Source organism: Rhodococcus sp. KRD197, assembly GCF_017168235.1.
Classification (GTDB): Bacteria; Actinomycetota; Actinomycetes; order Mycobacteriales; family Mycobacteriaceae; genus Rhodococcoides.
Window position 1 is genome coordinate 18,727 of the sequence record NZ_JABFAO010000011.1, and the last position, 24,115, is coordinate 42,841.

General features: G+C 63.7%; 23 protein-coding genes. 8 read left to right on the forward strand and 15 right to left on the reverse strand.

Features of this window, described 5'->3' with window-relative positions:
* Positions 1 to 6: 6 nt before the first annotated feature.
* The 5 genes from tatC to pafA all read right to left on the reverse strand — a co-directional run bounded on the left by tatC (position 7) and on the right by pafA (position 4,778).
* Positions 7 to 951 (reverse strand): twin-arginine translocase subunit TatC, encoded by a 945-nt coding sequence (gene tatC / locus J1M86_RS15890; RefSeq protein ID WP_075839752.1) that lies wholly within the window; start codon positions 949 to 951, stop codon positions 7 to 9.
* Between the two features lie 66 nt (positions 952 to 1,017).
* Positions 1,018 to 1,299 carry a Sec-independent protein translocase subunit TatA gene (gene tatA / locus J1M86_RS15895; RefSeq protein ID WP_075839751.1) on the reverse strand — a complete coding sequence of 94 codons (282 nt, stop codon included), beginning with the start codon at positions 1,297 to 1,299 and terminating at the stop codon, positions 1,018 to 1,020.
* 137 nt (positions 1,300 to 1,436) lie between these two features.
* Entirely contained in the window at positions 1,437 to 2,402 is a 966-nt protein-coding gene (locus J1M86_RS15900; protein ID WP_206510622.1) for a YafY family protein, read from the reverse strand.
* Positions 2,399 to 3,388 carry a YafY family protein gene (locus J1M86_RS15905; RefSeq protein WP_206510623.1) on the reverse strand — a complete coding sequence of 330 codons (990 nt, stop codon included), beginning with the start codon at positions 3,386 to 3,388 and terminating at the stop codon, positions 2,399 to 2,401. Before J1M86_RS15905 ends, J1M86_RS15900 begins: the two co-directional genes overlap by 4 nt.
* A gap of 31 nt (positions 3,389 to 3,419) precedes the next feature.
* Positions 3,420 to 4,778 (reverse strand): Pup--protein ligase, encoded by a 1,359-nt coding sequence (gene pafA, locus J1M86_RS15910; protein WP_206510624.1) that lies wholly within the window; start codon positions 4,776 to 4,778, stop codon positions 3,420 to 3,422.
* 100 nt (positions 4,779 to 4,878) lie between these two features.
* Between pafA and J1M86_RS15915 the strand changes: the two genes are divergently transcribed.
* Positions 4,879 to 5,430: a phosphatase PAP2 family protein gene (locus J1M86_RS15915; protein WP_075839749.1), complete on the forward strand. Its 552-nt coding sequence runs from the start codon at positions 4,879 to 4,881 to the stop codon at positions 5,428 to 5,430.
* A gap of 34 nt (positions 5,431 to 5,464) precedes the next feature.
* Here J1M86_RS15915 and prcA read toward each other — a convergent pair whose 3' ends face one another.
* The 5 genes from prcA to arc all read right to left on the reverse strand — a co-directional run bounded on the left by prcA (position 5,465) and on the right by arc (position 10,858).
* A complete protein-coding gene (gene prcA, locus J1M86_RS15920) occupies positions 5,465 to 6,241 on the reverse strand; it encodes a proteasome subunit alpha (RefSeq protein ID WP_075839748.1) in 777 nt (258 codons plus the stop codon).
* Positions 6,238 to 7,113: a proteasome subunit beta gene (gene prcB / locus J1M86_RS15925; RefSeq protein WP_075839747.1), complete on the reverse strand. Its 876-nt coding sequence runs from the start codon at positions 7,111 to 7,113 to the stop codon at positions 6,238 to 6,240. The genes prcA and prcB overlap by 4 nt, the downstream gene beginning before the upstream one ends.
* Positions 7,110 to 7,304: a ubiquitin-like protein Pup gene (locus J1M86_RS15930; protein ID WP_075839746.1), complete on the reverse strand. Its 195-nt coding sequence runs from the start codon at positions 7,302 to 7,304 to the stop codon at positions 7,110 to 7,112. Before J1M86_RS15930 ends, prcB begins: the two co-directional genes overlap by 4 nt.
* Positions 7,305 to 7,397: 93 nt before the next feature.
* Complete coding sequence (dop, locus tag J1M86_RS15935; protein WP_075839745.1) at positions 7,398 to 8,897, reverse strand: depupylase/deamidase Dop; 1,500 nt, start codon at positions 8,895 to 8,897, stop codon at positions 7,398 to 7,400.
* Between the two features lie 188 nt (positions 8,898 to 9,085).
* Positions 9,086 to 10,858, reverse strand: coding sequence for a proteasome ATPase (arc, locus tag J1M86_RS15940; RefSeq protein WP_075839744.1), 1,773 nt, complete (start codon positions 10,856 to 10,858; stop codon positions 9,086 to 9,088).
* Positions 10,859 to 11,152: 294 nt separating this feature from the next.
* Between arc and J1M86_RS15945 the strand changes: the two genes are divergently transcribed.
* On the forward strand, positions 11,153 to 11,518 hold the full coding sequence (locus tag J1M86_RS15945; RefSeq protein ID WP_241260169.1) for a hypothetical protein: 366 nt from the start codon (positions 11,153 to 11,155) through the stop codon (positions 11,516 to 11,518).
* A 22-nt stretch (positions 11,519 to 11,540) separates the two neighbouring features.
* On the opposite strand, the gene J1M86_RS15950 is transcribed toward J1M86_RS15945, so the two are convergent.
* Positions 11,541 to 12,395: a tRNA (adenine-N1)-methyltransferase gene (locus J1M86_RS15950; protein ID WP_206511072.1), complete on the reverse strand. Its 855-nt coding sequence runs from the start codon at positions 12,393 to 12,395 to the stop codon at positions 11,541 to 11,543.
* Positions 12,396 to 12,600: 205 nt separating this feature from the next.
* Between J1M86_RS15950 and J1M86_RS15955 the strand changes: the two genes are divergently transcribed.
* Positions 12,601 to 13,464 carry a RecB family exonuclease gene (locus J1M86_RS15955; RefSeq protein ID WP_307786686.1) on the forward strand — a complete coding sequence of 288 codons (864 nt, stop codon included), beginning with the start codon at positions 12,601 to 12,603 and terminating at the stop codon, positions 13,462 to 13,464.
* Positions 13,461 to 14,282, forward strand: coding sequence for a thioesterase family protein (locus J1M86_RS15960; protein ID WP_075839742.1), 822 nt, complete (start codon positions 13,461 to 13,463; stop codon positions 14,280 to 14,282). Before J1M86_RS15955 ends, J1M86_RS15960 begins: the two co-directional genes overlap by 4 nt.
* Before the next feature lie 7 nt (positions 14,283 to 14,289).
* Here J1M86_RS15960 and hisG read toward each other — a convergent pair whose 3' ends face one another.
* Genes hisG through metH form a run of 4 tightly spaced genes read right to left on the reverse strand, consistent with a single transcriptional unit; the run spans position 14,290 to position 19,722 of the window.
* Positions 14,290 to 15,141, reverse strand: a complete 852-nt coding sequence (gene hisG, locus J1M86_RS15965) for an ATP phosphoribosyltransferase (RefSeq protein WP_075839741.1) — start codon at positions 15,139 to 15,141, stop codon at positions 14,290 to 14,292.
* 48 nt (positions 15,142 to 15,189) lie between these two features.
* Complete coding sequence (locus J1M86_RS15970) at positions 15,190 to 15,471, reverse strand: phosphoribosyl-ATP diphosphatase (RefSeq protein ID WP_187346772.1); 282 nt, start codon at positions 15,469 to 15,471, stop codon at positions 15,190 to 15,192.
* The gene (locus tag J1M86_RS15975) at positions 15,468 to 16,160 is read right to left on the reverse strand and encodes an HAD family phosphatase (RefSeq protein ID WP_206510626.1); all 693 of its coding nucleotides are present in this window, start codon (positions 16,158 to 16,160) and stop codon (positions 15,468 to 15,470) included. The genes J1M86_RS15970 and J1M86_RS15975 overlap by 4 nt, the downstream gene beginning before the upstream one ends.
* Positions 16,153 to 19,722, reverse strand: a complete 3,570-nt coding sequence (gene metH, locus J1M86_RS15980; RefSeq protein WP_206510627.1) for a methionine synthase — start codon at positions 19,720 to 19,722, stop codon at positions 16,153 to 16,155. Before metH ends, J1M86_RS15975 begins: the two co-directional genes overlap by 8 nt.
* Positions 19,723 to 19,987: 265 nt before the next feature.
* Here metH and J1M86_RS15985 point away from each other — a divergent pair, with 265 nt between their 5' ends.
* From J1M86_RS15985 to J1M86_RS16000, 4 genes are all read left to right on the forward strand, one after another.
* A complete protein-coding gene (locus J1M86_RS15985) occupies positions 19,988 to 20,848 on the forward strand; it encodes a PAC2 family protein (protein WP_307786687.1) in 861 nt (286 codons plus the stop codon).
* 103 nt (positions 20,849 to 20,951) lie between these two features.
* On the forward strand, positions 20,952 to 21,299 hold the full coding sequence (locus tag J1M86_RS15990) for a molybdopterin oxidoreductase (RefSeq protein ID WP_206510628.1): 348 nt from the start codon (positions 20,952 to 20,954) through the stop codon (positions 21,297 to 21,299).
* Entirely contained in the window at positions 21,299 to 23,788 is a 2,490-nt protein-coding gene (gene nirB / locus J1M86_RS15995) for a nitrite reductase large subunit NirB (RefSeq protein WP_206510629.1), read from the forward strand. Before J1M86_RS15990 ends, nirB begins: the two co-directional genes overlap by 1 nt.
* Positions 23,785 to 24,099 (forward strand): Rieske 2Fe-2S domain-containing protein, encoded by a 315-nt coding sequence (locus J1M86_RS16000; RefSeq protein WP_075839770.1) that lies wholly within the window; start codon positions 23,785 to 23,787, stop codon positions 24,097 to 24,099. The genes nirB and J1M86_RS16000 overlap by 4 nt, the downstream gene beginning before the upstream one ends.
* Positions 24,100 to 24,115 lie beyond the last annotated feature (16 nt).

The window sequence follows — 24,115 nt, forward strand, 5'->3', positions numbered from 1 at the left end:
ATCACATCAGATCGTGTCGGTGAAGTCCCGATCGGTCTGGACGGGAGGCTTGACCGAGACAGGCGACTCGACGGAACTTGCGAAATCGATCGACGTTGCCTCGTCATCGGACACATCACCCCATTCATCGGCTCTCTTGCGCAATTTACGCTTGTCGTGAATTCGGGCAATCTGCACCGCGAACTCGAACAGAAGCGTCAACGCGAGCGCGAGCGCCAGCATGGAGAACGGGTCCTGCCCCGGCGTCGCGATGGCGGCGAACACGAAGAGGCCGAATATCAGTCCGCGTCGCCATGCCTTCAGTCGTTCGTACGTGAGTACACCGACAAAATTCAACGCGACGACCAGCAGAGGAATTTCGAAGCTCACGCCGAAGATGATCAGCAGATTTATGACGAAGCCGAAATACTGTTCACCACTGAGCGCGGTGATCTGCACGTTGTCACCGATGGAGAGGAGAAACTCCAAGCCCTTCGCCACGATGTAGTACGCGAGTACTGCACCCGCGACGAAAAGGGTCGCCGCGGCTGTCACGAAGGAGACAGCGTACCGCCGCTCCTGCTTGTAGAGGCCCGGGGTGACGAAGGCCCAGATTTGATGCAGCCAGATGGGGCAGGCCATGACGATACCGGCAGTGAACGCAACCTTGAAGCGTAGGAGGAACTGGTCGAACGGACCGGTCGCCAGCAACCGGCATTCGTCGGTGTTGCTCAGGTTGGCGCGCAGGCTCGGATCCAATGAGCAGTAGGGACCCCTCAGCAGGTCACCCAGGCTATCGATGCCGAACAGTGACTGCGAGTACCAGAAGAACCCGAGGGTAGTGGTGATCGCCACCGCGAGTACCGCCCACATCAACCGGGTACGGAACTCGTAAAGGTGGTCGACCAACGACATGGTGCCGTCGGGATTCAAGCGGCGCTTGGAGCGCCTCGGATCGAACGGGATTCGCATCTTCCGTCTTCAGTCAGCAGTGAACCGGGGTACGGCGTGCGTACCCCGGTGTGGAGACGTATGCCCTCAGGCCGATTTGGAGTCGTGCTGTGCGCTCGACCCGTTGCTGAGGTGGATGTCACTCGCGCGAACGTCGGTCTGCGAGGTCGAGTCGAGCTCCGTCGGCGTGGACGATTGTCCGGTCTGCGTATCGGACTTGCCGTCGTTCTGCATTTCCTTCACCTCGCTCTTGAAGATGCGAAGCGAACGACCGAGTCCTCGAGCTGCTTCGGGCAGCTTCTTCGAACCGAACAGAATGACGACCACGATAGCGACGATGGCCCAATGCCACGGGCTTGTGAATCCCATGTAAACCTCCCAAGATCAGATGCTGTGAGCCTACCCGACATGCGGCGCTGGAGGCTTGGTGGAAGCTGTACGTTTTCTGCGCGTTCACTGGGATGGACCGCAGCGAAACAGTAGAAAGTGTGTGCGAGATGCGCCTGTCACTTCAGGTCGGCGTATGCCGCCAGTGCAGCACGAGCACGCTCGTCCACACTGCGCTGCAGCTCAGGTGGGCCCAGGACTTCGATCGCCTCGCCGAACCCTAATGTCAGTCGCGTCATCCAGCTCAGCGTTGCGAACCGCATGGTCACGGTGATCGAACCGTCGCCGTCTGCGCCCACCTGCGTCATCGGGTAGTAGTCCATCACCCACGAGTGTCCCGCGGCGATCCGCAGGCGTGCCTGCGATAGCGATGGGTCGTCGTTGAAGATCTCGAAACTGTCGTCGGCAGGGGCATCTTCCGGGGGCCGGGACGGCTCGGCCGACTCCACCGCGCGATCGATACGGTCGAAACGGAAGAGCCGGACGCCTTCCGCGCGTCGACACCATGCCTGTAGGTAGCTGTGCCCGTCGATGAGCACCGTGCGGATCGGATCGACGGTCCGCTCCGAGACGGCATCCCTCGATGCCGAGTAGTAGGTCAGCTCGATGGCGTGCTGGTTCCGGAGCGCCGACCGCACCGCGGCGGCGGCGGGGTTCTCCGGGCTGTCACCGGAGCCCGCTGCCGACGAGCTCGGCACGTTGGCAGCGGCCGCACCTGCAGCATCCTCGATTTTCGCGATCGCTCGTTGCGCGGCGGTGGGATCCACCATTCCAGGCATGGAGGTCAGCGACCTGAGTGCCACCAGCAGTGCGGTGGCCTCGGTAGAGGTCAGTCGCAGCGGGCGATCGATGCCCGCGGAGAACGTCACCTCGATGCTCTCCTCGGAGAACGAGAGGTCGATCAAATCGCCAGGGCCGTATCCGGGTAGTCCGCACATCCACAACTGATTCAGGTCGGTCATGAGCGTCGCGGTGGAGACACCTAGTTCCTGGGCCGCCTCTGCTGCACTCAGTCCGGGGTTGGCCAGAAAGAACGGCACCATGTTGAGCAGTCGGGCCAGCCTGACCGACAAACGTGCGCTCATCGAACACCTTCCGCAACGCCGGCGTGGAGCGTTGCGATCACGTCCGCGCGCAACTCGGGCGGATCGAGGACCAGCGCGTCCGAACCGTGGCCTGCGACCACACGTGTCATCCACTCCCAGGATCGAACCGGAACGTGCACCACCGAACCGTGCCTGTTTCCGATGGCGCGATCTTCCACCACCGTCCCCATCCGACGAATTTCGAGAGCGCCGTCGTCGACGACCCAGATCGTGGCCGATCCGCTGACCTCTGCTGTTCCGGCGACACGTTCGACGATGGCCTGCAGATCGACGCCCTCAGGCTTGCGCACGCTCCCAGCCCGGCCGAACGTAGACACGTCGTCACCGATTCGGGACAACCGGAACGTCCGGATGTCGTTGCGGTCCACGTCGTGACCGACCAGATACCAGCGGCCACGAAACGTCACGACACCCCACGGCTCGACGGCGCGTGTGACAAACGGATCCGTCGTCGAACTGCGATGCTCGAAGCGAACCGACCTGCCCGCATCGATCGCGGCCAGCAGGGCACCCAACGCGGGCTCGGACCCCCGCGTACGAGCCGGAACCGCAGTCACCGCCCCCGCGGAATCGTCCTGATCGACCTGGATGCCCGCTGCGCGCAGTTTCAGCAGCGCACTCTGTGCGGCGGATGTCAGCTCCGGCGACTCCCAGAGTTGAACCGCAACAGCGACGGCGGCCGACTCTTCGCGCGAAAGGTCGATATCGGGGAGTTCGTAGGCGTCCCTGTTGATGCGATAGCCCTCGACGCCGCCCGTTCCCGCCGATACGCCGGTCTCGAGTGGGACACCGAGATCGCGAAGTTCGTTCTTGTCACGCTCGAACATGCGACTGAACGCCTCGTCGCTGCCTGAGTCTCCGTAGCCCGCAACGCTGTCCTTGATTCGTTCCGCCGTCACGAACTGACGCGTGGAGAGCAGACAGATGACAAGGTTCATCAGCCGTTCAACTTTGGTGATCGCCACCCATGAAGCCTATCGGTCGAGTTCACATCCACTACATCGACGCGATCAGCCGCTCCACCCGTTCGTCGACGGACCGGAACGGGTCCTTGCACAGAACCGTGCGCTGTGCCTGGTCGTTGAGCTTGAGATGAACCCAGTCGACGGTGAAGTCTCTGCCTGCTTCCTGCGCCGCGGTGATGAATTCACCGCGCAGTTTGGCTCGGGTCGTCTGCGGGGGAAGATCGACTGCCTCGTCGATCTGCTCGTCCTCGACGATCCGCTTGGCCAGGCCCTTTCGCTGCAGCACGTCGAACACGCCTCGACCACGCTTGATGTCGTGGTACGCCAGGTCGAGTTGCGCGATCTTCGGATCGGACAATTCCATCCCGTATCGATCCTGGTATCGCTGCAGAAGCTTGCGCTTGATCACCCAGTCGATCTCGGTGTCCACCTTCGCGAAATCCTGTGCCTCGACAGCGTCGAGGGTGCGGCCCCACAGGTCCACGACTTGCTCGACCTGAGCGTCCGGCTCACGGGATTGGAGGTGCTCGACTGCCCGCGTGTAGTACTCGCGCTGGATCTCGAGCGCGCTGGCCTGCCGCCCGCCGGCCAACCGCACCGGTTTCCGGCCCGTCAGGTCGTGGCTGACCTCTCGAATCGCGCGAATCGGATTGTCCAGCGCGAAATCTCGGAAGGAGACACCGGCCTCGATCATCTCCAGGACGAGAGCGGCTGTGCCCACCTTGAGCATGGTGGAGGTCTCCGCCATGTTCGAGTCGCCGACGATGACGTGGAGGCGACGATACTTCTCGGCGTCGGCATGCGGTTCGTCGCGAGTGTTGATGATCGGCCGCGAACGAGTGGTCGCCGAGGACACGCCCTCCCAGATGTGTTCCGCGCGCTGCGACAGGCAGAACGTGGCGGCCTTCGGAGTCTGCAGAATCTTGCCGGCACCACAGATGAGCTGGCGCGTCACCAGGAAGGGCAGGAGTACGTCCGAGATGCGCGAGAACTCACCGGCGCGTTGGACGAGATAGTTCTCGTGACAACCGTAGGAGTTGCCGGCCGAATCGGTGTTGTTCTTGAACAGGTAGATGTCACCGCCGATACCCTCTTCGGCCAGACGCTGCTCGGCGTCGATGAGCAGGTCTTCGAGCACGCGCTCGCCGGCCCGATCATGGGTGACCAGCTGAAGCAGACTGTCACATTCGGCCGTCGCGTATTCGGGATGTGATCCGACGTCGAGATACAACCGTGCGCCGTTGCGCAGAAAGACGTTGGAGCTGCGTCCCCAGGACACGACTCTGCGAAAGAGGTAGCGGGCAACCTCGTCCGGGCTCAGTCGCCTGTGCCCGTGGAAAGTACATGTGACACCGAATTCGGTCTCGATGCCCATAATTCGTCGCTGCACACTTCGACAGTACAACGCACACCGTCCCCTGGAGCGTTCGAACTATTCCGCCGCGCGTCGGTGTCCCCAGCGTCCGCACACCGGCGCATAGGCTGATCAGGTGACCGAGACACCGGTATCCCTTCGCAGTCGGATCCACGACTGGGACGCACGCGTCTTCGATCGGGCGGCGGCAAGCGGGGCGTCCGTCGCCGACCCGGTGCTTCGAGCGTTGAGCAAGGCCGCCGACCACAGCAAGCTGTGGGCCGCTTCGGCGCTGGTTCTCGGCAGTCGCCCGGGTGCGACCAGGCGCGGGGCTGTTCGGGGACTCCTCGCAGTGGCGGGCGCCAGCGCAATCGTGAACGGCATCTTCAAGCCGCTCTTTCCGCGAACAAGGCCCGGATACGACAGAACTCCCCTCGCCCGCCGGCTGCTGTCGCCGCCCGCGTCCTCGTCGTTTCCGTCGGGGCACTCGGCCTCGGCCGCCGCTTTCGTCACCGGTGTCGCGCTGGAGTCGCCGAGGGCCGGTGCAGTTCTGGCGCCTGTCGCAGCCGCAGTCTGCTATTCCCGAGTACACACCGGAGTTCACTGGCCTGTCGACGTCGTGGTGGGCGCTGCACTCGGAACCGGAATCGCACTGACGACACAGCGCTGGTGGGCTGTACCCGACTAGGAATTCCCCCAACCAGGAAACTCCGGGGCGACGGTTACTCGGTCGTCTCCTGCTCGGGGCTATTGCTGCTGGTATCGGCGGCGGGAGCCGGCGACGGCAGCAGGTCACTCAGGGCAGATCCGCTTATGCGCCGAAAAGCGCGGCGTGGGCGTCGCTGATCCAACACGGCCACCTCGAGGGAGGCCACCTCGAGCGGCTTCTTTTCCGGTTCCGACGCCCCGTTGGGTGCGGGAGCCGAACCGGCCGCCAGAGCGTTGACCGCCACCTGCACCGCAGTAGCGAGGTCGAGACCGCTTCGGTACGACTCGCGTAGCGCCTTCACGATCGGCTCGGTGGTTCCGCCCATCACGACGAAATCCTGCTCGTCGACGATGGAGCCGTCGTAGGTGATCCGGTACAGCTGGCTCGCAACCGGTTCGTCCGACCGCGACACCTCGGCCACACAGATTTCCACCTCGTAGGGCTTGAGCTGTTCGGTGAAGATGGTTCCCAACGCCTGAGCGTACGTCTTGGCGAGCGAGCGGCCGGTCACGTCACGTCGGTCGTAGGTGTAACCCTTGGTGTCGGCGTGCAGGATTCCGGCTTTGCGTAGATTCTCGAACTCGTTGTACTTGCCGACAGCGGCGAACCCCAATCGGTCGTACAGTTCGCTGACCTTGTGCAGAGCAGACGAGCGGTTCTCCGCAACGAAGAGCACTCCATCGGCGAACGACAGAGCGATGACACTGCGTCCCCGTGCGATGCCCTTCCTCGCCAGCTCCGACCGGTCGCGCATGATCTGCTCGGCCGATGCGTAATACGGCATGGTCATGACGCAGTCTCCCCCGCTCGTGCTTCCTCAGTGGCTGCAGCGCGGTCCGCGATCACGGCGCGAGCGGCTTCCGATATTTTGCTCTCTGCCACCTCCACTGCTCCCGCGCCGGTGATGGCAACCGCGGTCGGATAGATGCCACGCGTGACATCGGGTCCACCGGTCGCGGAATCGTCATCGGCCGCGTCGTACAACGACTCCACGACCGCTCGAAGCGCGGCACTCTCACCTAGACCGGGTTGGTACAGCTTCTTGAGCGCCGACTTCGCGAACAGAGACCCCGAGCCCACTGCGTGATACCCCGAACGCTCCTCGTAGCGACCGCCGACGATGTCGTAGGAGACGATCCGCCCGCCGCGCTCCGAATCCGCGATATCGAGGTCGAACCCGACGAGAAGAGGTACCGCAGCGAGGCCCTGCATCGCCGCACCCAGGTTGCTGCGAACCATCGACGAGAGCTTGTTGGCCTTGCCGTTGAACGTCAGCGGCACGCCTTCGATCTTCTCGTAATGCTCCAACTCGACCGCAAACAGTCGTACCAGCTCGATCGCGATGCCGGCCGTGCCCGCAATACCGGCAGCGGAGTACTCGTCGGTGACGAACACCTTCTGCATGTCACGGTTGGCGATCAGGTTTCCCTGGGTGGCACGACGATCGCCCGCGATCAGCACCCCGCCCGCATACGTCACCGCCACGATGGTGGTGCCGTGCGGAGCGGCATCGGACAGGTTCGCCGAGGACTGCGCCACTCGATTCTCCGGTAGGAGGTGCGGGGCATGGTCGCGTAGATGGTCGGTGAACGAAGAATGGTGCGACCCGAATGTCGGTAACAGCCCCCCCATCGACGCGTTCGGCGTGCGCTCTACCGTCACTGGCCGCCCTTCTGAACGTAGGCACGCACGAAGTCTTCCGCATTCTCCTCGAGCACGTCGTCGATCTCGTCGAGGAGGTCGTCGGTCTCTTCCGCCAGCTTCTCGCGCCGTTCCTGACCGCCGCCGGCCTCGCCGGAAACCTCGTCGTCGCCGTCGCCACCGCCAGAGCGTCGTGTCTGCTCTCGAGCCATAGTCGCCGACCTCCTTACGTGTTCGCAGTACCTACTCGGACCTTCACCCTACCGATTGGCACCCCCATAAGGGTGACAAGTCACCACCATCGTTCAGGAGGTCAGCTGATCGACCAGTTCCGCGGCTGTCTCCGCAGACTCCAACAGCTTGCCGACATGAGCTTTACTGCCGCGCAACGGCTCGAGGGTCGGTATCCGTACGAGCGAATCGCCGCCGAGATCGAAGATCACCGAATCCCAGCTCGCTGCCGCGATATCGGCCCCGAACTTGCGAAGCACTTCGCCGCGGAAGTAGGCCCGAGTATCCGACGGAGGTGTCCCGACGGCGTCGAGTACCTGCTGCTCGGTGACAAGGCGTTCCATCGACCCGCGGGCCACCAGCCGGTTGTACAGGCCCTTGTCGAGTCTGACGTCCGAGTACTGCAGATCAACCAGGTGTAGCCGGGGCGCCGACCAACCCAATCCCTCCCGCTGCCGGAAGCCCTCGAGCAACCGCAGTTTCGCCGGCCAGTCGAGAATGTTCGCGCACTCCATCGGGTCTCGCTCGAGCAGATCGAGCACCATGGCCCACTTGTCGAGAATATCGGCGACCCGCGGGTCTTCGTTGCCTTCGCTGGCAACGAACTTCGCGACGCGCTGATGGTAGATCCGTTGCAGCGCCAGGGCAGTCATCTCGCGGCCGTCGGTCAGCGCAACCGTCTGCCGGAGCGTGGGGTCGTGGCTGATCTGGTGCACGGCCGTCACCGGACGAGCCAGCTGCAGGTCGGACAGATCCACGCCGGCTTCGATGATGTCCAGCACCAATGCGGTGGTTCCCACCTTGAGATATGTGGCCATCTCCGCAAGATTCGCATCACCGATGATGCAGTGCAGGCGCCGGTACTTGTCCGCATCGGCGTGGGGTTCGTCGCGTGTATTGATGATCCCGCGCTTGAGTGTCGTCTCGAGACCGACCTCGACCTCGATGTAGTCGGCGCGCTGAGACAACTGAAAGCCTGCTTCGTCCCCGGACTGCCCGATACCGACACGGCCTGATCCGGTGATCACCTGTCGAGAAGCGAAGAACGGCGACAGGCCCGCGATGACTGCCGAGAACGGCGTCGCGCGGGACATCAAGTAGTTCTCGTGGGTGCCGTACGAGGCCCCCTTGCCGTCGACGTTGTTCTTGTACAGCTGCAGTCGGGGCGCGCCGGGCACGCTGGACGCATGGCGCGCCGCGGCCTCCATGACACGCTCGCCGGCCTTGTCCCAGATGACAGCGTCGAGTGGATCCCGCACCTCGGGCGCGGAGTATTCGGGATGGGCATGATCGACATAGAGTCGCGCGCCGTTGGTGAGAATCATATTGGCCGCGCCGACCTCGTCGGCGTCGATCACCGGCGCTGGACCGCTGAAGCGCCCCAGGTCGAATCCGCGGGCGTCGCGCAGCGGCGACTCGACCTCGTAGTCCCAACGAGTGCGCTTGGCCCTCGGCACACCGGCGGCAGCGGCGTATGCCAGCACCGCCTGCGTGGACGTGAGGATCGGATTGGCCGACGGTTCGGTCGGGGACGATATTCCGTACTCGACCTCGATACCGATGATGCGCTCCATACCGCGAGCCTAAGTGATCGAAAGGATGCGGTCCGCACCGAGGACAGGGCAGCGAGAAGCAAGTACCACTACGCAGCGCTGCGCACCGGCCCCGTGTGGCGTGTGCGTGGGGGCGGGTGCGCAGCGCTGCGTAGCCTTTCGCGCGAGCAGTCAGTCCTAGAGGTACTCCGTGCTAGAGGTACTCCGTGCTAGAGGTACTGACCGGTGTTCGCCTCGGTGTCGATGGCGCGGGACGCACTGGCGTTCTTTCCCGTCACCAGAGTTCGGATGTACACGATGCGCTCACCCTTCTTGCCGGAGATACGAGCCCAGTCGTCGGGGTTGGTCGTGTTGGGCAGATCCTCGTTCTCTGCGAACTCGTCCACGATCGAATCGAACAGATGCTGCACTCGAAGGCCCGGGGTGCCGGATTCGAGCACCGACTTGATCGCGTACTTCTTGGACCTGTCGACGATGTTCTGGATCATCGCACCCGAGTTGAAGTCCTTGAAGTACAGCACTTCCTTGTCGCCGTTGGCGTAGGTGACCTCGAGGAATCGATTGTCCTCGCTCTCGGCGTACATGCGGTCCACAACGCGCTCGATCATGGCCCGAATGCACGACGCCCGATCGCCACCGAACTCGGCGAGGTCGTCGGCATTGACCGGCAACGAATCCGTCAGGTACTTCGAGAAGATGTCCTGAGCGGACTCCGCATCCGGGCGCTCGATCTTGATCTTGACGTCCAAGCGGCCGGGACGAAGAATGGCCGGGTCGATCATGTCCTCCCGGTTGGAGGCACCGATCACGATGACGTTCTCGAGGCCTTCCACACCGTCGATCTCCGCGAGCAACTGCGGAACGACTGTGGTCTCCACGTCCGAGGACACACCCGATCCGCGAGTGCGGAAGATGGAATCCATCTCGTCGAAGAACACGATGACCGGGGTGCCTTCCGACGCCTTCTCCCGGGCGCGTTGGAAGATCATCCTGATGTGACGCTCGGTCTCTCCGACGAACTTGTTGAGCAGTTCGGGGCCCTTGATATTGAGGAAGAAGGACTTGGCTTCCTTGGCGTCCTGGCCGCGCGCCTCGGCGATCTTCTTCGCGAGCGAGTTGGCGACTGCCTTGGCGATCAACGTCTTGCCGCAGCCAGGAGGGCCGTACAGCAGGACGCCCTTGGGGGGCCGCAACGAGTATTCGCGGAAGAGGTCCTTGTGCAGGAAGGGCAACTCCACGGCATCGCGAATCTGCTCGATCTGCCGTCCGAGACCACCGATGTCCTCGTACCCCACATCGGGCACCTCTTCGAGCACGAGATCTTCGACCTCGGCCTTCGGGACACGCTCGAAAGCGTATCCGGCCTTGGTGTCGACCAGCAGCGAGTCACCTGGCCGCAGCCTGCGCGACGGCTCGTCCGGGTCGTCCGAGGGTTCCTCGGTGGCCATCTCGTAGAGTGGCTTGGCGAGCCAGACGACGCGCTCCTCGTCGGCGTGCCCGACGACCAGAGCCCGAGTGCCGTCACCGAGAAGTTCACGCAGGGTGCTGATCTCGCCGACCTGCTCGAACGATCCAGCTTCGACGATGGTCAGCGCCTCGTTGAGACGAACCGTCTGTCCGGGCGCGAGTTCGACGGCCTCGACGTTGGGCGAGCACGTCAGACGCATCTTGCGCCCAGATGTGAAGACGTCCACCGTGTCGTCCTCATGAATCGACATCAAGATGCCGTAGCCGCTGGGCGGCTGCCCCAGACGGTCGACTTCTTCGCGAAGCGCGATCAGTTGCTGACGCGCTTCCTTGAGCGTGTCCATCAACTTGGAGTTACGCACCGACAGCGAGTCGATACGAGATTCCAGTTCGCGAATGTGCTCCGGCGATTCGCCGAGTTGACCGAGTTGGCGCCGTAGGGACGCAGCCTCGGTGCGCAACTCTTCGAGTTCCGCCCTGGCCGCAGCCGAATCCGGATTGTCTGTTGAGCTCATGAGCGACTCCTCCCAGTCCGATCTATCAACGCTACCGGCACAGCGGCAAAAGTGCGTGTGGACACGTCCACCGGCGAGTGGGTGTTCATGTCTTCATCGGATCCAAACCCGCGTGCGGTCATGTTAGCCTCACCTGACCCGAGTGGTTTCGCGCTCTGCAGGAAAGAGGCTTCACCAGTGAGTATGCGCATTTCGTCAGTGTTTGCGACCGCCGCAGCAGCTGCTGTCCTCCTTGTTGGATGCGGCTCGAGCGATGAATCCGATCACGCAGATCACAGTTCGGACTCTGCCGCCGTGACCACGTCCGAAGCAGCGGTGAGCGCCGCGCCGACGACGGACGAGCTCACCCGATCGTTGGCACTGCTCGTCTCTCCCGATGTCGATGCCGCGACCAAGGTCGCCGCTGTAGAGAACGGGCAAGCGCGCCTGGCCAACTTCGAGACCATGACCGCAGCGCTGGCGAACTACGGGGAGATCACGTTCGAGGTAGCCGAGCCGACCGTCGCGGGTGAAACCGTGAGCGCGCCGGTGACGATCGCAACCCCGCGAGGTACGGCCGCTCCCACGCCGAACACATGGGTACTGATCGACGGAGACTGGAAGTTGTCGGAGGCGAGCACGTGCCAACTCCTCGCGATGGGTCAGGCCCCCTGCGTCTGACCGGTTTGCGCACGGCCGACGTTCAGCCCTTGCCCGATCTGCGTTGAGGTTTCGGAGTGACCGTGCCTGCAGCGAGCTTGCGAGCGCTGACGAGGAACGCGGTGTGGCCCTGCATCCGATGCTCGGGACGCACCGCCAGTCCGACGACGTGCCAGCCGCGCACGATCGATTCCCAGGACCTCGGTTCGGTCCAGCACTCCTGTGCGCGCAGCGCTTCCACGACGCGTGAGAGCTGGGTGACCGTCGCGACGTACACGATGAGAACGCCGCCGGGCACCAGAGCATCCGCGACTGCGGGCAGTGCGTCCCAGGGGGACAGCATGTCGAGGATGACCCGATCGACTCTCTCGCCGGGGCGATCACTGCCGAAAGCGTCGATATCCGCGACGGTGAGAGACCAGTTGTCCGGTCGCGCGCCGAAGAAGGTCTCGACGTTCTTCACGGCGTAGTCGGCGTGATCCTGACGGATCTCGTAGGAGATCACCGCACCTTCCGAACCCACGGCCCGAAGTAGCGAGCACGTCAGTGCACCGGAGCCGGCTCCTGCCTCGAGAACCCTGGCGCCAGGAAAGATGTCACCCTCGTGCACGATCTGGGCAGCATCCTTGGGATAGATGACCTGCGCACCGCGGGGCATGGACAATACGTAGTCCGTCAACAGCGGCCGAAGCGCCAGGTACGGCGTCCCGTTGACCGAAGTGACCACGCTGCCCTCGTCGGTACCGATGAGCGCGTCATGGGTGATGCCGCCGCGGTGGGTGTGAAACTCTTTGCCCGCCTCCAGTACGACGGTGTAGTGCCGGCCTTTGCCGTCGGTGAGCTGTACGCGGTCCCCTACTCGGAAAGGTCCGCTGCGAGCAGGTTCGGTGCTTGCGATCTCGGGTGTGGGCCCGGTGCTGTCGACGGGACCTTCGTCCGACGTCTCGCTGACCGAGAACACACTGTCCGAGGACACAGTCGACTACCTCTTTCGCTTGCTGAACCGGTGCAGTCGGTCCAGGGCGGACGATCGACTCGATTCGCTCACACTACTGGCCTGAACGATTTCGTCGGACCACGGGCTTAGTCTGCGTGATGTGAGTATTACGGATGTGTCGGATCCACCTGTTCGTCGCAGCAGACCAGCGTTGTCACCGTCGCGCGCGAACGACTTCAAGCAGTGCCCGTTGCTGTATCGATTTCGTGCGATCGATCGTATTCCGGAACGGTCGACCACTGCTCAGGTCAAGGGAACCGTGGTGCATGCTGCCCTCGAAGCGCTGTACGCGATACCGAGCTCGAAGCGAGACTGCGACAGCGCCGTCGAGTTGATCGAGCCGGCGTGGGACAAGGTTATTGCCGAATCACCGCAGTTGGCCGAGCTGATCTCCGGGAACGAGCTGGCGACCCTGCTCGAGCAGGCCCGCAGCCTCGTCACGGGGTATTACGAGATGGAAGATCCGACCCGATTCGATCCGGAGTGCTGCGAGCAGCGGGTGGAAATCGAACTGGCAGACGGCACTCCGCTGCGCGGTTTCATCGATCGAATCGACGTGGCGTCCAACGGCATGCTGCGTGTCGTCGACTACAAGACCGGCAAGTCGCCGCGTGAGTTCACCGAGGCGAAGGCGCTCTTCCAGATGAAGTTCTATGCCTTGGTGGTCATGCGGATGCGAGGTGTCGTACCGGCTCAGCTCAAACTGATGTACCTGGCGGACAAGCAGTCGCTCACCTACAAGCCCGACGAAGGCGAATTGGTTCGTTTCGAGCGGATGCTCTCGGCGATCTGGCGGGCGATTCTCGCCGCCGGCGAGTCCGGCGATTTTCGTCCCAAACGCGGAAAGCTCTGCAACTGGTGCGATCACCAGGCACTGTGCCCGGAGTTCGGTGGCACTCCCCCAGCGTATCCAGGATGGCCCACAACCGTCGATGCGGCGAATTTGCTCGTTTCGGAGTCCGCGTCGTGACCGGGCAAACGGAGCATGACGCCTTCTTCGTCCCGCTCGGCCGCAATGCAGCGGGAAACGAGGTGTTCGCGACCACCGAGCGGACCGTCAGCCTCTGGGCGCCGACCATGCAGCACGGAGCTCCCCCGTCGGCGTTGCTGCTGCGCGCTCTCGAACGAGTCGGCGCACGGGCAGACGTTCGTGTCTCCCGTGTCGTGGTCGAGCTACTCGGCCCGGTACCGATTGCAGAAATCGAGGTCAGATCCTGGGTGGAGCGGCCGGGTAGGAACATCGAACTGGTGATCGCCGAACTCTGGGAGCACTCCGGGAACACAGCTGACCGGGCGGTGGCACGAGCAACCGCTTGGCGACTGTCCACGGTCGACACCGCGCAGGTCGCCTACGCGGCCGATCCACCCCTGGCGCCGGTGTCGGAGGCCTCGCAACACGTCTGGGAGGGGACGTGGAAATCCGGCTACCTGGACAACGTCGAGATACGCGCCCTCGGAAAACTCGGCGGCCCCGGACCTGGACAGGTCTGGGCTCGAGCGAGTACCGCTTTGGTTCTCGGCGAGACCATGACGCCGTTGGAACGACTGTTCGCCGTCGCGGACATCGCCAACGGGATCGGCGCGAAGCTCGACCTCGACGAATGGACGTTCCTCAACACCGATCTCACTGTCCACATCTTCCGGGTTCCGGAGAGCGAATGGGTGGGAATCTCGGCTGAGACCTCCACCGGGCCCGACGGATTCGCCATGTCAGCAGGCGTTCTTCACGACGAGCACGGACCGGTGGGACGGATCGCTCAGACGGTGCTGGTGCGGCCCAGACCCTGAACAGCTTTCAGAACGCTCGGCACGACCTGATGTCCGAGGCAAGAATGGCTTTGGCACCGAGTTCGGCCAACTCGTCCATCACGGTGTTGTGGACCTTGCGAGAGACCATCGCGCGCACGGCGAGCCAGTTCTCGTCCGCCATCGGCGAGAGCGTCGGCGATTCGATACCCGGAGTGATCTTGACGGCCTCGTCGAGAATTGACTTCGGGCAGTCGTAGTCGAGCATCAGGTATTGCTGAGCGAACACCACGCCCTGTACCCGTGCGATCAGCTGCTTGCGGGTCTTGTCGGTGCTGTTGCCGCCAGCGCGTTCGATCAGCACACCTTCCGAATCGCACAGCGATTCGCCGAAGGCAACCAGATTGTTCTGACGCAGCGAACGCCCGGATTCGACCACATCCGCGATGGCGTCGGCGACACCGAGTTGAATGGAGATCTCGACTGCGCCATCGAGGCGGATGACGGTCGCCTCGAGTCCACGCGCCGCGAGGTCGGCTTTGACGAGGTTCGGGTACGACGTGGCAATGCGCAGGCCACCGAGATCATTCGGTGACCACTCCTTACCGGCGGGCGCAGCGTACCGAAACGTAGACCGCCCGAAACCGAGGGACAGGATCTCGTCGACCGGCGCCCCCGAGTCGAGCGCGAGATCTCGGCCGGTGATACCCAGGTCGAGTTCACCGGAACCGACGTAGATCGCAATGTCCTTGGGGCGGAGGAAGAAGAACTCGACACCGTTGGCCGGATCGAGCACCGTCAGATCCTTGGAGTCACTACGGCGTCGGTAGCCCGCTTCGCTGAGAATCTCGGCGGCGGATTCGGACAGGGCACCTTTGTTGGGAACAGCTACGCGCAACATTGCGTGATCCTTCGGTCATAGTGGAGAGCAGTGCGGTGGAAGACATGCTCACAGATGTCGGTAAACATCCTTGGGCGTCAGACCTCGCCCGACCATCAACACCTGAACCCAGTACAGCAACTGTGAGATCTCCTCCGCGAGAGCCTCGTCGCTCTCGTGCTCGGCGGCGATCCACACCTCACCCGCCTCCTCGATGATCTTCTTGCCCTGAAAATGCACGCCGGCGTCCAACGCAGCGACCGTGCCCGAGCCCTCGGGACGAGAATCGGCGCGGTCGGTGAGCTCGGCAAACAGGGAATCGAAGGTCTTCACGGTCTGTGATTCTTTCATGAGGACGCCGATACCTGCGCATCGCACCAGGCGGATCGGAGGTCGCCGGCGGTGACGCCCAGCAGAGTCTCGCGAATGACATAGCCAGGACCAGGGCTCACAGCGACCTCGGAGGGCACGAGCAACACCGAGCATCCGGCCCGGTAAGCCGAGAGCGATCCCGTCGGCGAATCCTCGATGGCCAAACACGTGGCCGGATCCAGACCGAGCAGCGACGCCCCTCGTAGATACGGTGCCGGGTGCGGCTTTCCCTCGTCGACCTCGTCTCCACTGACGGTGAAGTCGAAGTACTCGCGGCCGATGGTCTCGAGCGCATTCTCGACGAGTCCGCGTTCGGTGTTCGTCACCAACGCGGTCTTCAGACCCATCTCGCGAGCGAGCGCCAGAGTGTCCTTCGCACCGGGTCGCCACGGAATGCCTTGCGAGAAAAGCTCCGCAACGCGTTCGGTCAACCAGTTGCGGCTGTCCTGCAGAGCGCTGTCGGTCGCGTCGGTGCCGGTGTGGGCAAAGACCTTGCGTAGCGCGCCGTGCATCGAGTTGCCGAGGGTGCTCTCGCGCACCTCTGCGGTGAGCTCACGGCCCAGTTCCAGCGAGAGCTCGGCGACTGCCACGTCCCAGATCTTCTCCGAGTCGAGCAGTGTGCCGTCCATGTCGAACAGGACACCGAGGAAATCGTTGTTCTCATACATTGAAGTACTTGGCTTCCGGGTGGTGGAGCACGAATGCGTCGGTCGACTGCTCTGGGTGGAGCTGAAGCTCCTCCGAAAGTTTGACACCGATCCGTTCCGGTTCGAGCAGGGCTGCGAGTTTGATGCGGTCCTCGAGATCCGGGCAGGCTCCGTATCCGAACGAGTAACGAGCGCCGCGATATTCGAGCTTGAAGAAACCCTCGGCCTCCTTGGGATCGTTCTCGGCGACGCTGTGCCCGCCCGAGAGCTTCAGCTCCTCGCGTACCCGCCGGTGCCAGTACTCGGCGAGCGCCTCGGTCAGCTGCACGCCGATTCCGTGCACTTCGAGGTAGTCGCGGTAGGAATCCGCCGCGAACAACTCGTTCGCGAAATCCGCGATCGGTTGGCCCATGGTCACCAGGTTCATCGGGAGTACATCGACCTGACCGCTCTCGCGAGCTGCATCACGGGATCGGATGAAATCGGCGATGCACAGAAAACGGTCACGCTGCTGTCGCGGAAAGGTGAACCGGAACTTCTCTGCGGCATCTGGATTCGGCTCTTCCAGGACCACCACGTCGTCGCCCTCCGATACTGCGGGGAAGTAGCCGTAGACCAGTGCGGCGTGAGCGAGAATGCCATCGGTGCTGAGTCGGTCGAGCCAATACCGCAGCCGCGGCTTGCCCTCGGATTCGACGAGGTCCTCGTACGTTGCCCCCTCGCCCTTGCGGGCCCCGCGCAGTCCCCACTGCCCGAGGAAGAGGGCGCGTTCGTCGAGCAGACCCGAATACTCGGCGAGTGCGACACCCTTGACGATGCGGGTACCCCAGAACGGCGGAACCGGAGTTTCGATATCGGTGGCCACATCGGATCGCTCGGGTACGACGACGGGTTCCGCACTCGCCTTTCGCTGCTCGGCGATCCGCCTCGACCGTTCGTGGCGCGCTTTGCGCTCGGCTGCCTTCGCCTTCGCCTCGAGTGCCTCGGGGCTGTCGGGTGCCGGACCGCCACCGCGCTTGGTGGTCATGATCGTGTCCATCAGACGCAGACCCTCGAAAGCGTCTCGCGCGTAATGCACGTCACCCTCGTAGATCTCCTGCAGATCGTTCTCGACATACGACCGGGTCAGTGCTGCCCCGCCGAGCAACACCGGGAACTTCTCGGCCACACCCTTGTTGTTGAGCTCGATCAGGTTGTCCTTCATGACCACCGTCGACTTGACCAGCAGCCCGGACATCCCGATGACGTCGGCTCGTTTGTCCAGAGCCGCGTCGAGTATCGACGAAATCGGTTGTTTGATACCGAGATTGACCACTTCGTAGCCGTTGTTGCTGAGAATGATGTCGACCAGGTTCTTGCCGATGTCGTGGACGTCGCCCTTGACGGTGCCCAGCACGATGCGGCCCTTGCCGTCGTCGTCCGTCGCCTCCATGTGGGGCTCGAGATGAGCCACTGCGGCTTTCATCACCTCAGCCGAGGCGAGCACGAACGGCAGCTGCATCTGACCCGAACCGAACAGTTCACCCACGGTCTTCATGCCCGAAAGCAGGGTCTCGTTGATGATCTCCAGCGGCGGCTTCTCGTCCATCGCGGCGTCGAGGTCGGCATCGAGACCGTTGCGTTCACCATCGACGATGCGCCGTTCGAGGCGCTCGAACAGCGGTAGGCGTCCCAGCTCCTCGGCACGGGATTCGCGAGCCGAGGCAGCGGACACACCCTCGAAGAGCTGCATCAGCTTCTGCAGCGGGTCGTACCCCTCGCGACGTCGGTTGTAGACCAGATCGAGTGCGGTCTCGCGTTGCTCGTCGGGAATCTTGTTCATCGGCAGGATCTTCGATGCGTGCACGATGGCTGTGGTCAGACCGGCCTCGGTGCATTCGTGCAGGAACACCGAATTGAGTACCTGACGTGCTGCGGCGTTGAGACCGAACGAAATGTTGGACAGGCCCAGCGTCGTGTGGACCTTCGGATACTTGGCCTTGAGCTGCCGGATCGCCTCGATTGTTTCGATGCCGTCCCGGCGCACCTCTTCCTGACCGGTCGAAATGGGAAAGGTCAGGGTGTCGACGATGATGTCCTCGTGACGTAGGCCCCAGTTGGTGGTGATGTCCTCAATCAACCTGTCGGCGACACGGACTTTCCACTCTGCGGTGCGAGCCTGACCTTCCTCGTCGATGGTCAACGCGACGACGGCGGCGCCGTGCTCTTTCACGAGCTGCATGATCTTCTGGAATCGCGAGTCCGGGCCGTCACCGTCCTCGTAGTTGACGGAGTTGACCGCGCTGCGCCCTCCGAGATGTTCGAGGCCTGCTTCGAGAACCGCAGGTTCGGTGGAATCGAGCATGATCGGCAGGGTCGACGCCGTCGCCAAGCGCGATGCCAGCGCTGCCATATCGGCAGCGCCGTCACGTCCGACGTAGTCCACGTTCAGATCCAGCATGTGCGCGCCGTCGCGGATCTGGTCCTTGGCGATGTCGAGGCATTTTTCGTAGTCCTCGGACAGCATTGCATCGCGGAACGCTTTGGAACCGTTGGAGTTGGTGCGCTCACCGATCATCAGGATGCTGGCGTCCTGCTCGAACGGGACGGCGGTGTAGATCGACGACACCCCGGGCTCGGGAGCCGGGACGCGTTCGGCCTTCTGCAGCCCGTGCACGAGATCGGCGACCTGCGCGATGTGCTCGGGGGTGGTACCGCAGCAGCCGCCGACGAGCGAGAGACCGTATTCGGTGACAAAGGTACCGAGCGCAGTAGCCAGCTCGGGTGCCGTCAGCGGATAGAGGGCACCGTTCGGCCCGAGAGTCGGTAGGCCTGCGTTGGGCATCACGGAAACCGGCAGCCTCGAGTGCTTCGACAGGTGCCGAAGGTGCTCGCTCATCTCCGCCGGCCCGGTCGCGCAGTTGAGCCCGATCATGTCGATGCCGAGGGGTTCGAGCGCCGTCAGCGCCGCGCCGATCTCACTGCCGACGAGCATCGCGCCCGTCGTCTCGACCGTGACGTGGGTGATGATCGGAATGCGGACGCCGAGTCGGTCCATCGCATGCTGGCTTCCGATGATCGCGGCCTTGACCTGCAGCAAGTCCTGGCACGTCTCGACGAGGATGGCGTCGGCGCCGCCATCGATCATGCCGAGAGCCGCTTCGGTGTACGCGTCGCGCAGAATCGCGAACGGAGCATGCCCGAGGGTCGGCAGTTTCGTGCCCGGCCCCATCGACCCGAGGACGAACCGCTCCATGCCGTCGCGTCCGGGACCCATTTCATCGGCAGTGTCGCGGGCGAGGCGCGTGCCCTTCTCCGCAAGTTCGCGGATGCGGTCCGCGATGTCGTAGTCCGCGAGGTTGGGCAGGTTGCACCCGAAGGTGTTCGTCTCGACGGCGTCGGCGCCTGCGGCGAAGTACGCGCGGTGAATCTCGCGCAGCACGTCGGGGCGGGTGTCGTTGAGGATCTCGTTGCAGCCCTCGAGTCCGAGGAAATCGTCCAACGTCAGATGCGCATCCTGCAACATCGTGCCCATGGCCCCGTCGCCGATGACGACGCGCGTTTTCATCGCATCCAGCAGACTGGTCTTGTGTAGCGCAGGCATCCCTACAGAGTAGTGGGCACCGAGCTGTGCTCATGACAGGCACTCGAGCTGTCACCGCGCGCGGCCGGGCTGGTCGTAGGCTGTCGTGGTGAGTCCCCGAAACCGAGACGGCAATTTCTCCGCCGACAAAGACGACACAGCACCCGGTGAGTCCACCAGCGCTGCGGAAACACTGCTCAACGCGGTGTCCTCCGCTGTGTCGAACGCAACACCGATCTCGCCGGATGCCGAGTTCGACCCCGAAGACGATTTCGCCGAGGACGAAGTGGAGTTCCCCTCCCTTCGCGACCCGATCTTGGTGGCCGCGTTCGAGGGATGGAACGACGCGGGCGACGCAGCGAGCGGCGCCGTCGAGCACCTCGAGCTGACGTGGGATGCCAGCCCCCTTGCCGAGTTGGACTCGGAGGATTACTACGACTACCAGGTCAACAGGCCCACGATCCGGCAGGTCGACGGTGTCACCCGTGAGATCCAGTGGCCTGCGACCCGGTTGTCGGTGTGCTCTCCCCCCGGAAGCAAGCGCGATGTGGTGTTGCTGCGCGGCATCGAACCGAACATGCGGTGGCGCAGCTTCTGCGACGATCTCCTCGAGTTCATCGAGCAGTTGGGTGTGGACACCGTTGTCATCCTCGGCGCGCTCCTGGCCGACACACCGCACACTCGGCCCGTGCCGGTCACGGGAAGCGCGTACAGCGTCGAACCTGCCGAACGCTTCAACCTCGAACAGACCCGATACGAGGGGCCGACGGGTATCACCGGCGTGCTGCAGGACGAATGTGTCAAAGCCGGTGTACCTGCGGTCTCGTTCTGGGCGGCAGTCCCGCATTACGTCTCGCAGCCACCGAACCCGAAGGCCACGGTCGCCCTGTTGCAGCGGGTGGAGGAGGTTCTCGACATCGAGGTACCGCTCGGCGAACTGCCCGCCCAAGCCGAGGAGTGGGAGGAGGCCGTCACCGAGATGACGAAAGAGGACGACGAGATCAGCGACTACGTCCGAACCCTCGAGGAGCGGGGCGATGCCGAGACGGACATCTCCGAGGCGATCTCCAAGATCGACGGCGACGCCATCGCGGCAGAGTTCGAGCGATACCTGCGACGCCGTGGACCTGGGAACTTCGGCCTGTGACTGCTCGAACGCACAGCCACAGCTGGTTCGTGGTGAGAACTTGCTGATGCGGCCGTAACGCGGACGCAGTGGCGGTGTCACCGGCAGAGACCAACCTGTGTTCATGGCCAGCACACCGCGTTTTCTGCAGGGCGTCTTTCCGTTCACCGGACACGGGTTGAGCAAGCCCGAGGTGATCGATGTTTCGACCAGCTTCGTCGTCCCCTCGGGGTCGATTGCACAGCCCCTGTACTTTCGCGGCGGCAATTCGAGCGACGAGTTGATCGTCGTGACGCTTCTGCGGGACGGCCTGCCGATGCGGATGTTCCCGATGGGGGCCAGGGACGGCGTCAACGTTCCGCTGCGTGTCGTCGAGGATGTCGACCCGGATTCTGTGCTCGAACTGGTGATCGCGGCCCCCGAAGGCACGTCCGGTGAAGTCGTCGTCGACTTCGGCCTGGTGTTGATCTGATGCAGCGGCTGCTCGTCGTCGGCAACGGCATGGCCGGTGCCCGCACGGTCGAGGAGATTCTCGCGCGCAGTGCCGGCAAGGATGCCGACGACACCTTCGAGATCACGATGATCGGTGACGAACCCTACGGTAACTACAACCGGATCATGCTCTCGCACGTCCTTGCCGGCGAGACCGGCGTGGACGATGAGGAACTGCTGCTCAACCCTATGAGCTGGTATCGCGAGAACGGCATCACCCTCTACGCCGGTGATCGCGCAATCTCGCTCGATCGTTTCGCCAAGTCCGTTCGATGCGAGAGCGGACGCGTCGTGGAGTACGACGTGCTCGTCATCGCGACCGGCAGCAACACCTTCTTTCCCAACATGGACGGACTACGCGAGCCGGACGGGCGGCTTGCGCGCGGGGTGTTCGGTTTCCGCACCATCGCGGACACCAACGGCATGCTGCAGATGGCGGGCGCCCAGGACGAACTGGCCGCGGTGGTCATCGGCGGGGGGCTGCTCGGACTCGAGGCCGCCTACGGTCTGCGGACTCAGGGCATGAAAGTCGACGTCGTCCACTCCCCCGGACACCTGATGAATCAGCAGCTCGACGAGCGCGGCGGACGCCTGCTACGGAACAAGATCACCTCGCTCGGGGTGGGGGTGCACACGTCGAAACGGACGACCGCCGTGCGACGCACCGAGTCCGGAAGTGTGGCCGGCGTCGAATTCAACGACGGCACCTGGCTCGCCGCCGACATGATCGTTGTGACCGCGGGCATCCGACCCAACGTCGAGTTCGCCCGCGGCGGTGGCCTGGTGATCGAGCGAGGCATCGTCGTCGACGATCAGTTGCGTTGCGAGGACGAGGGATCCATCTACTCTGTCGGTGAGTGCTGCCAGCACCGCGGCGAGGTCTACGGGCTCGTCGCCCCGCTTTGGGAGCAGGCTGCGGTCCTGGCCGACCATCTGACCGGTAGCAACCCGGCCGCTGCGTACCACGGTTCGCGGTCGACAACGAAGCTCAAGGTTGCCGGGGTCGACGTCGCCGCAATGGGAGTCCAGGGCCCCGAACGCGAGGACGACGAGTTCGTCCAGTTCTACGAACCTCGCAGCGGCACCTACAAGAGTGTTGTCGTTCGAGACGGCAAACTCATCGGTGCCACACTGCTCGGCGACATCGGCAAAGCGAACTTCCTGACCCAAGCCTTCGACGAGAAAGTGCCGCTGCCGGAGGAGCGCATCAGCATGCTCTTCGACATGGGTACGCCCTCCGCTGCCACGAGCGCGGCGGAACTGGCCGACGACGTGCAGGTCTGCAACTGCAACGGTGTCACCAAGGGCGCGATCGTTGCGTGCGTGCATGCCGGGGCGAAGTCGATGAGCGATATCGCCGCGGCGACGCGTGCCGGCAAGGGTTGCGGTTCCTGCAAGGGCCTCGTCGCCGATATCCTGGCGTGCGCAGCCGGGGGCGCCGTCGAATCCGATCCGGCCGCCGACTGGTACGTGCCCTGCATCCCGCTGACCAAACCAGAGCTCATCGCCGTCGTCCGTGAGCGAGATCTGCGGTCGGTCTCGCAGGTCTTCGCCGAACTGGCAACCGACGGGCGCGAGGACGCGGCGTCGAAGATGCCGCTCGCGTCGCTGCTACGCACCGTGTGGGGGCCCGATTGGGTGGACGAGCGGGGCGCTCTGTTCATCAACGACCGCGTGCACGCGAACATTCAGCGCGACGGTACGTTCTCGGTTGTCCCCCAGATGAAGGGCGGGGTGACCACACCGGATCAACTGCGCCGAATCGCCGATGTGGCCGATAAATACGGGGTCCCGTTGGTCAAGGTCACCGGCGGCCAGCGGATCGATCTGCTCGGGATCAAGAAGGAAGACCTACCCAAGGTGTGGGGCGATCTGGATATGCCTTCGGGTTTCGCATACGGCAAGAGCATGAGAACCGTCAAGACTTGTGTCGGCAGCGACTTCTGCAGGTTCGGTCTCGGCGATTCGACCGCGCTGGGCATTGCCATGGAGGAACGCTTTCAGGGTCTCGAGACGCCTGCGAAGCTCAAGCTAGCCGTGGCGGGTTGTCCTCGCAATTGTTCCGAGGCCCTGTGCAAGGACCTGGGAGTGGTCTCCGTCGGCGACGACCGCTGGGAGATCTACGTCGGCGGCGCGGCAGGTGCACACGTGCGCAAGGGCGATCTGCTGGCGACGGTAGTCGGCGCCGAGGAAGTTCTCCGCGTCGCGGGGCTTTTCATCCAGCACTACCGCGAAACCGCAGGCTGGCTCGAACGCACCTATGCCTGGGTACCGCGGGTGGGCCTGGAAACGCTGCAACGGACATTGATCGACGACGCGGACGGCATTGCCGAAGGACTGGCGCAGCGCATGCAAACGTCGGTGGACGGATATCGAGATCCATGGCAGGACCGAGTGGAACCGAAGTCGCCGGCCCAGTTCACGCCGTCGCTGCCGTTGCTGCCGCTGCCGCGGGTGCCGGTCCGATGAGCATCCCGGTCGATGCGGTCCCAGTCGGGGCCCTCGAGGATCTCACTCCCGGCGAGGGACGCACATACGTCGTGGACGGCAAACAGCTGGCCGTGTTCCTACTGGGAGACGGCACAGTCCGCGCCATGGATGCCGTGTGTCCGCACAAGGGCGGGCCCCTGGCCGACGGGCAGATAGACGGCTCGGTGGTGGTGTGTCCGCTGCATCAGTACACGTTCTCTCTCGACGACGGTTCCTGTCCGAGCGGGATCGGGTCGGTCCGAACGTATCCGGCGGCCGTGGTCGACGGGAAAGTCACCGTGCAGCTGTAGCCGCACGTTTTCGCTC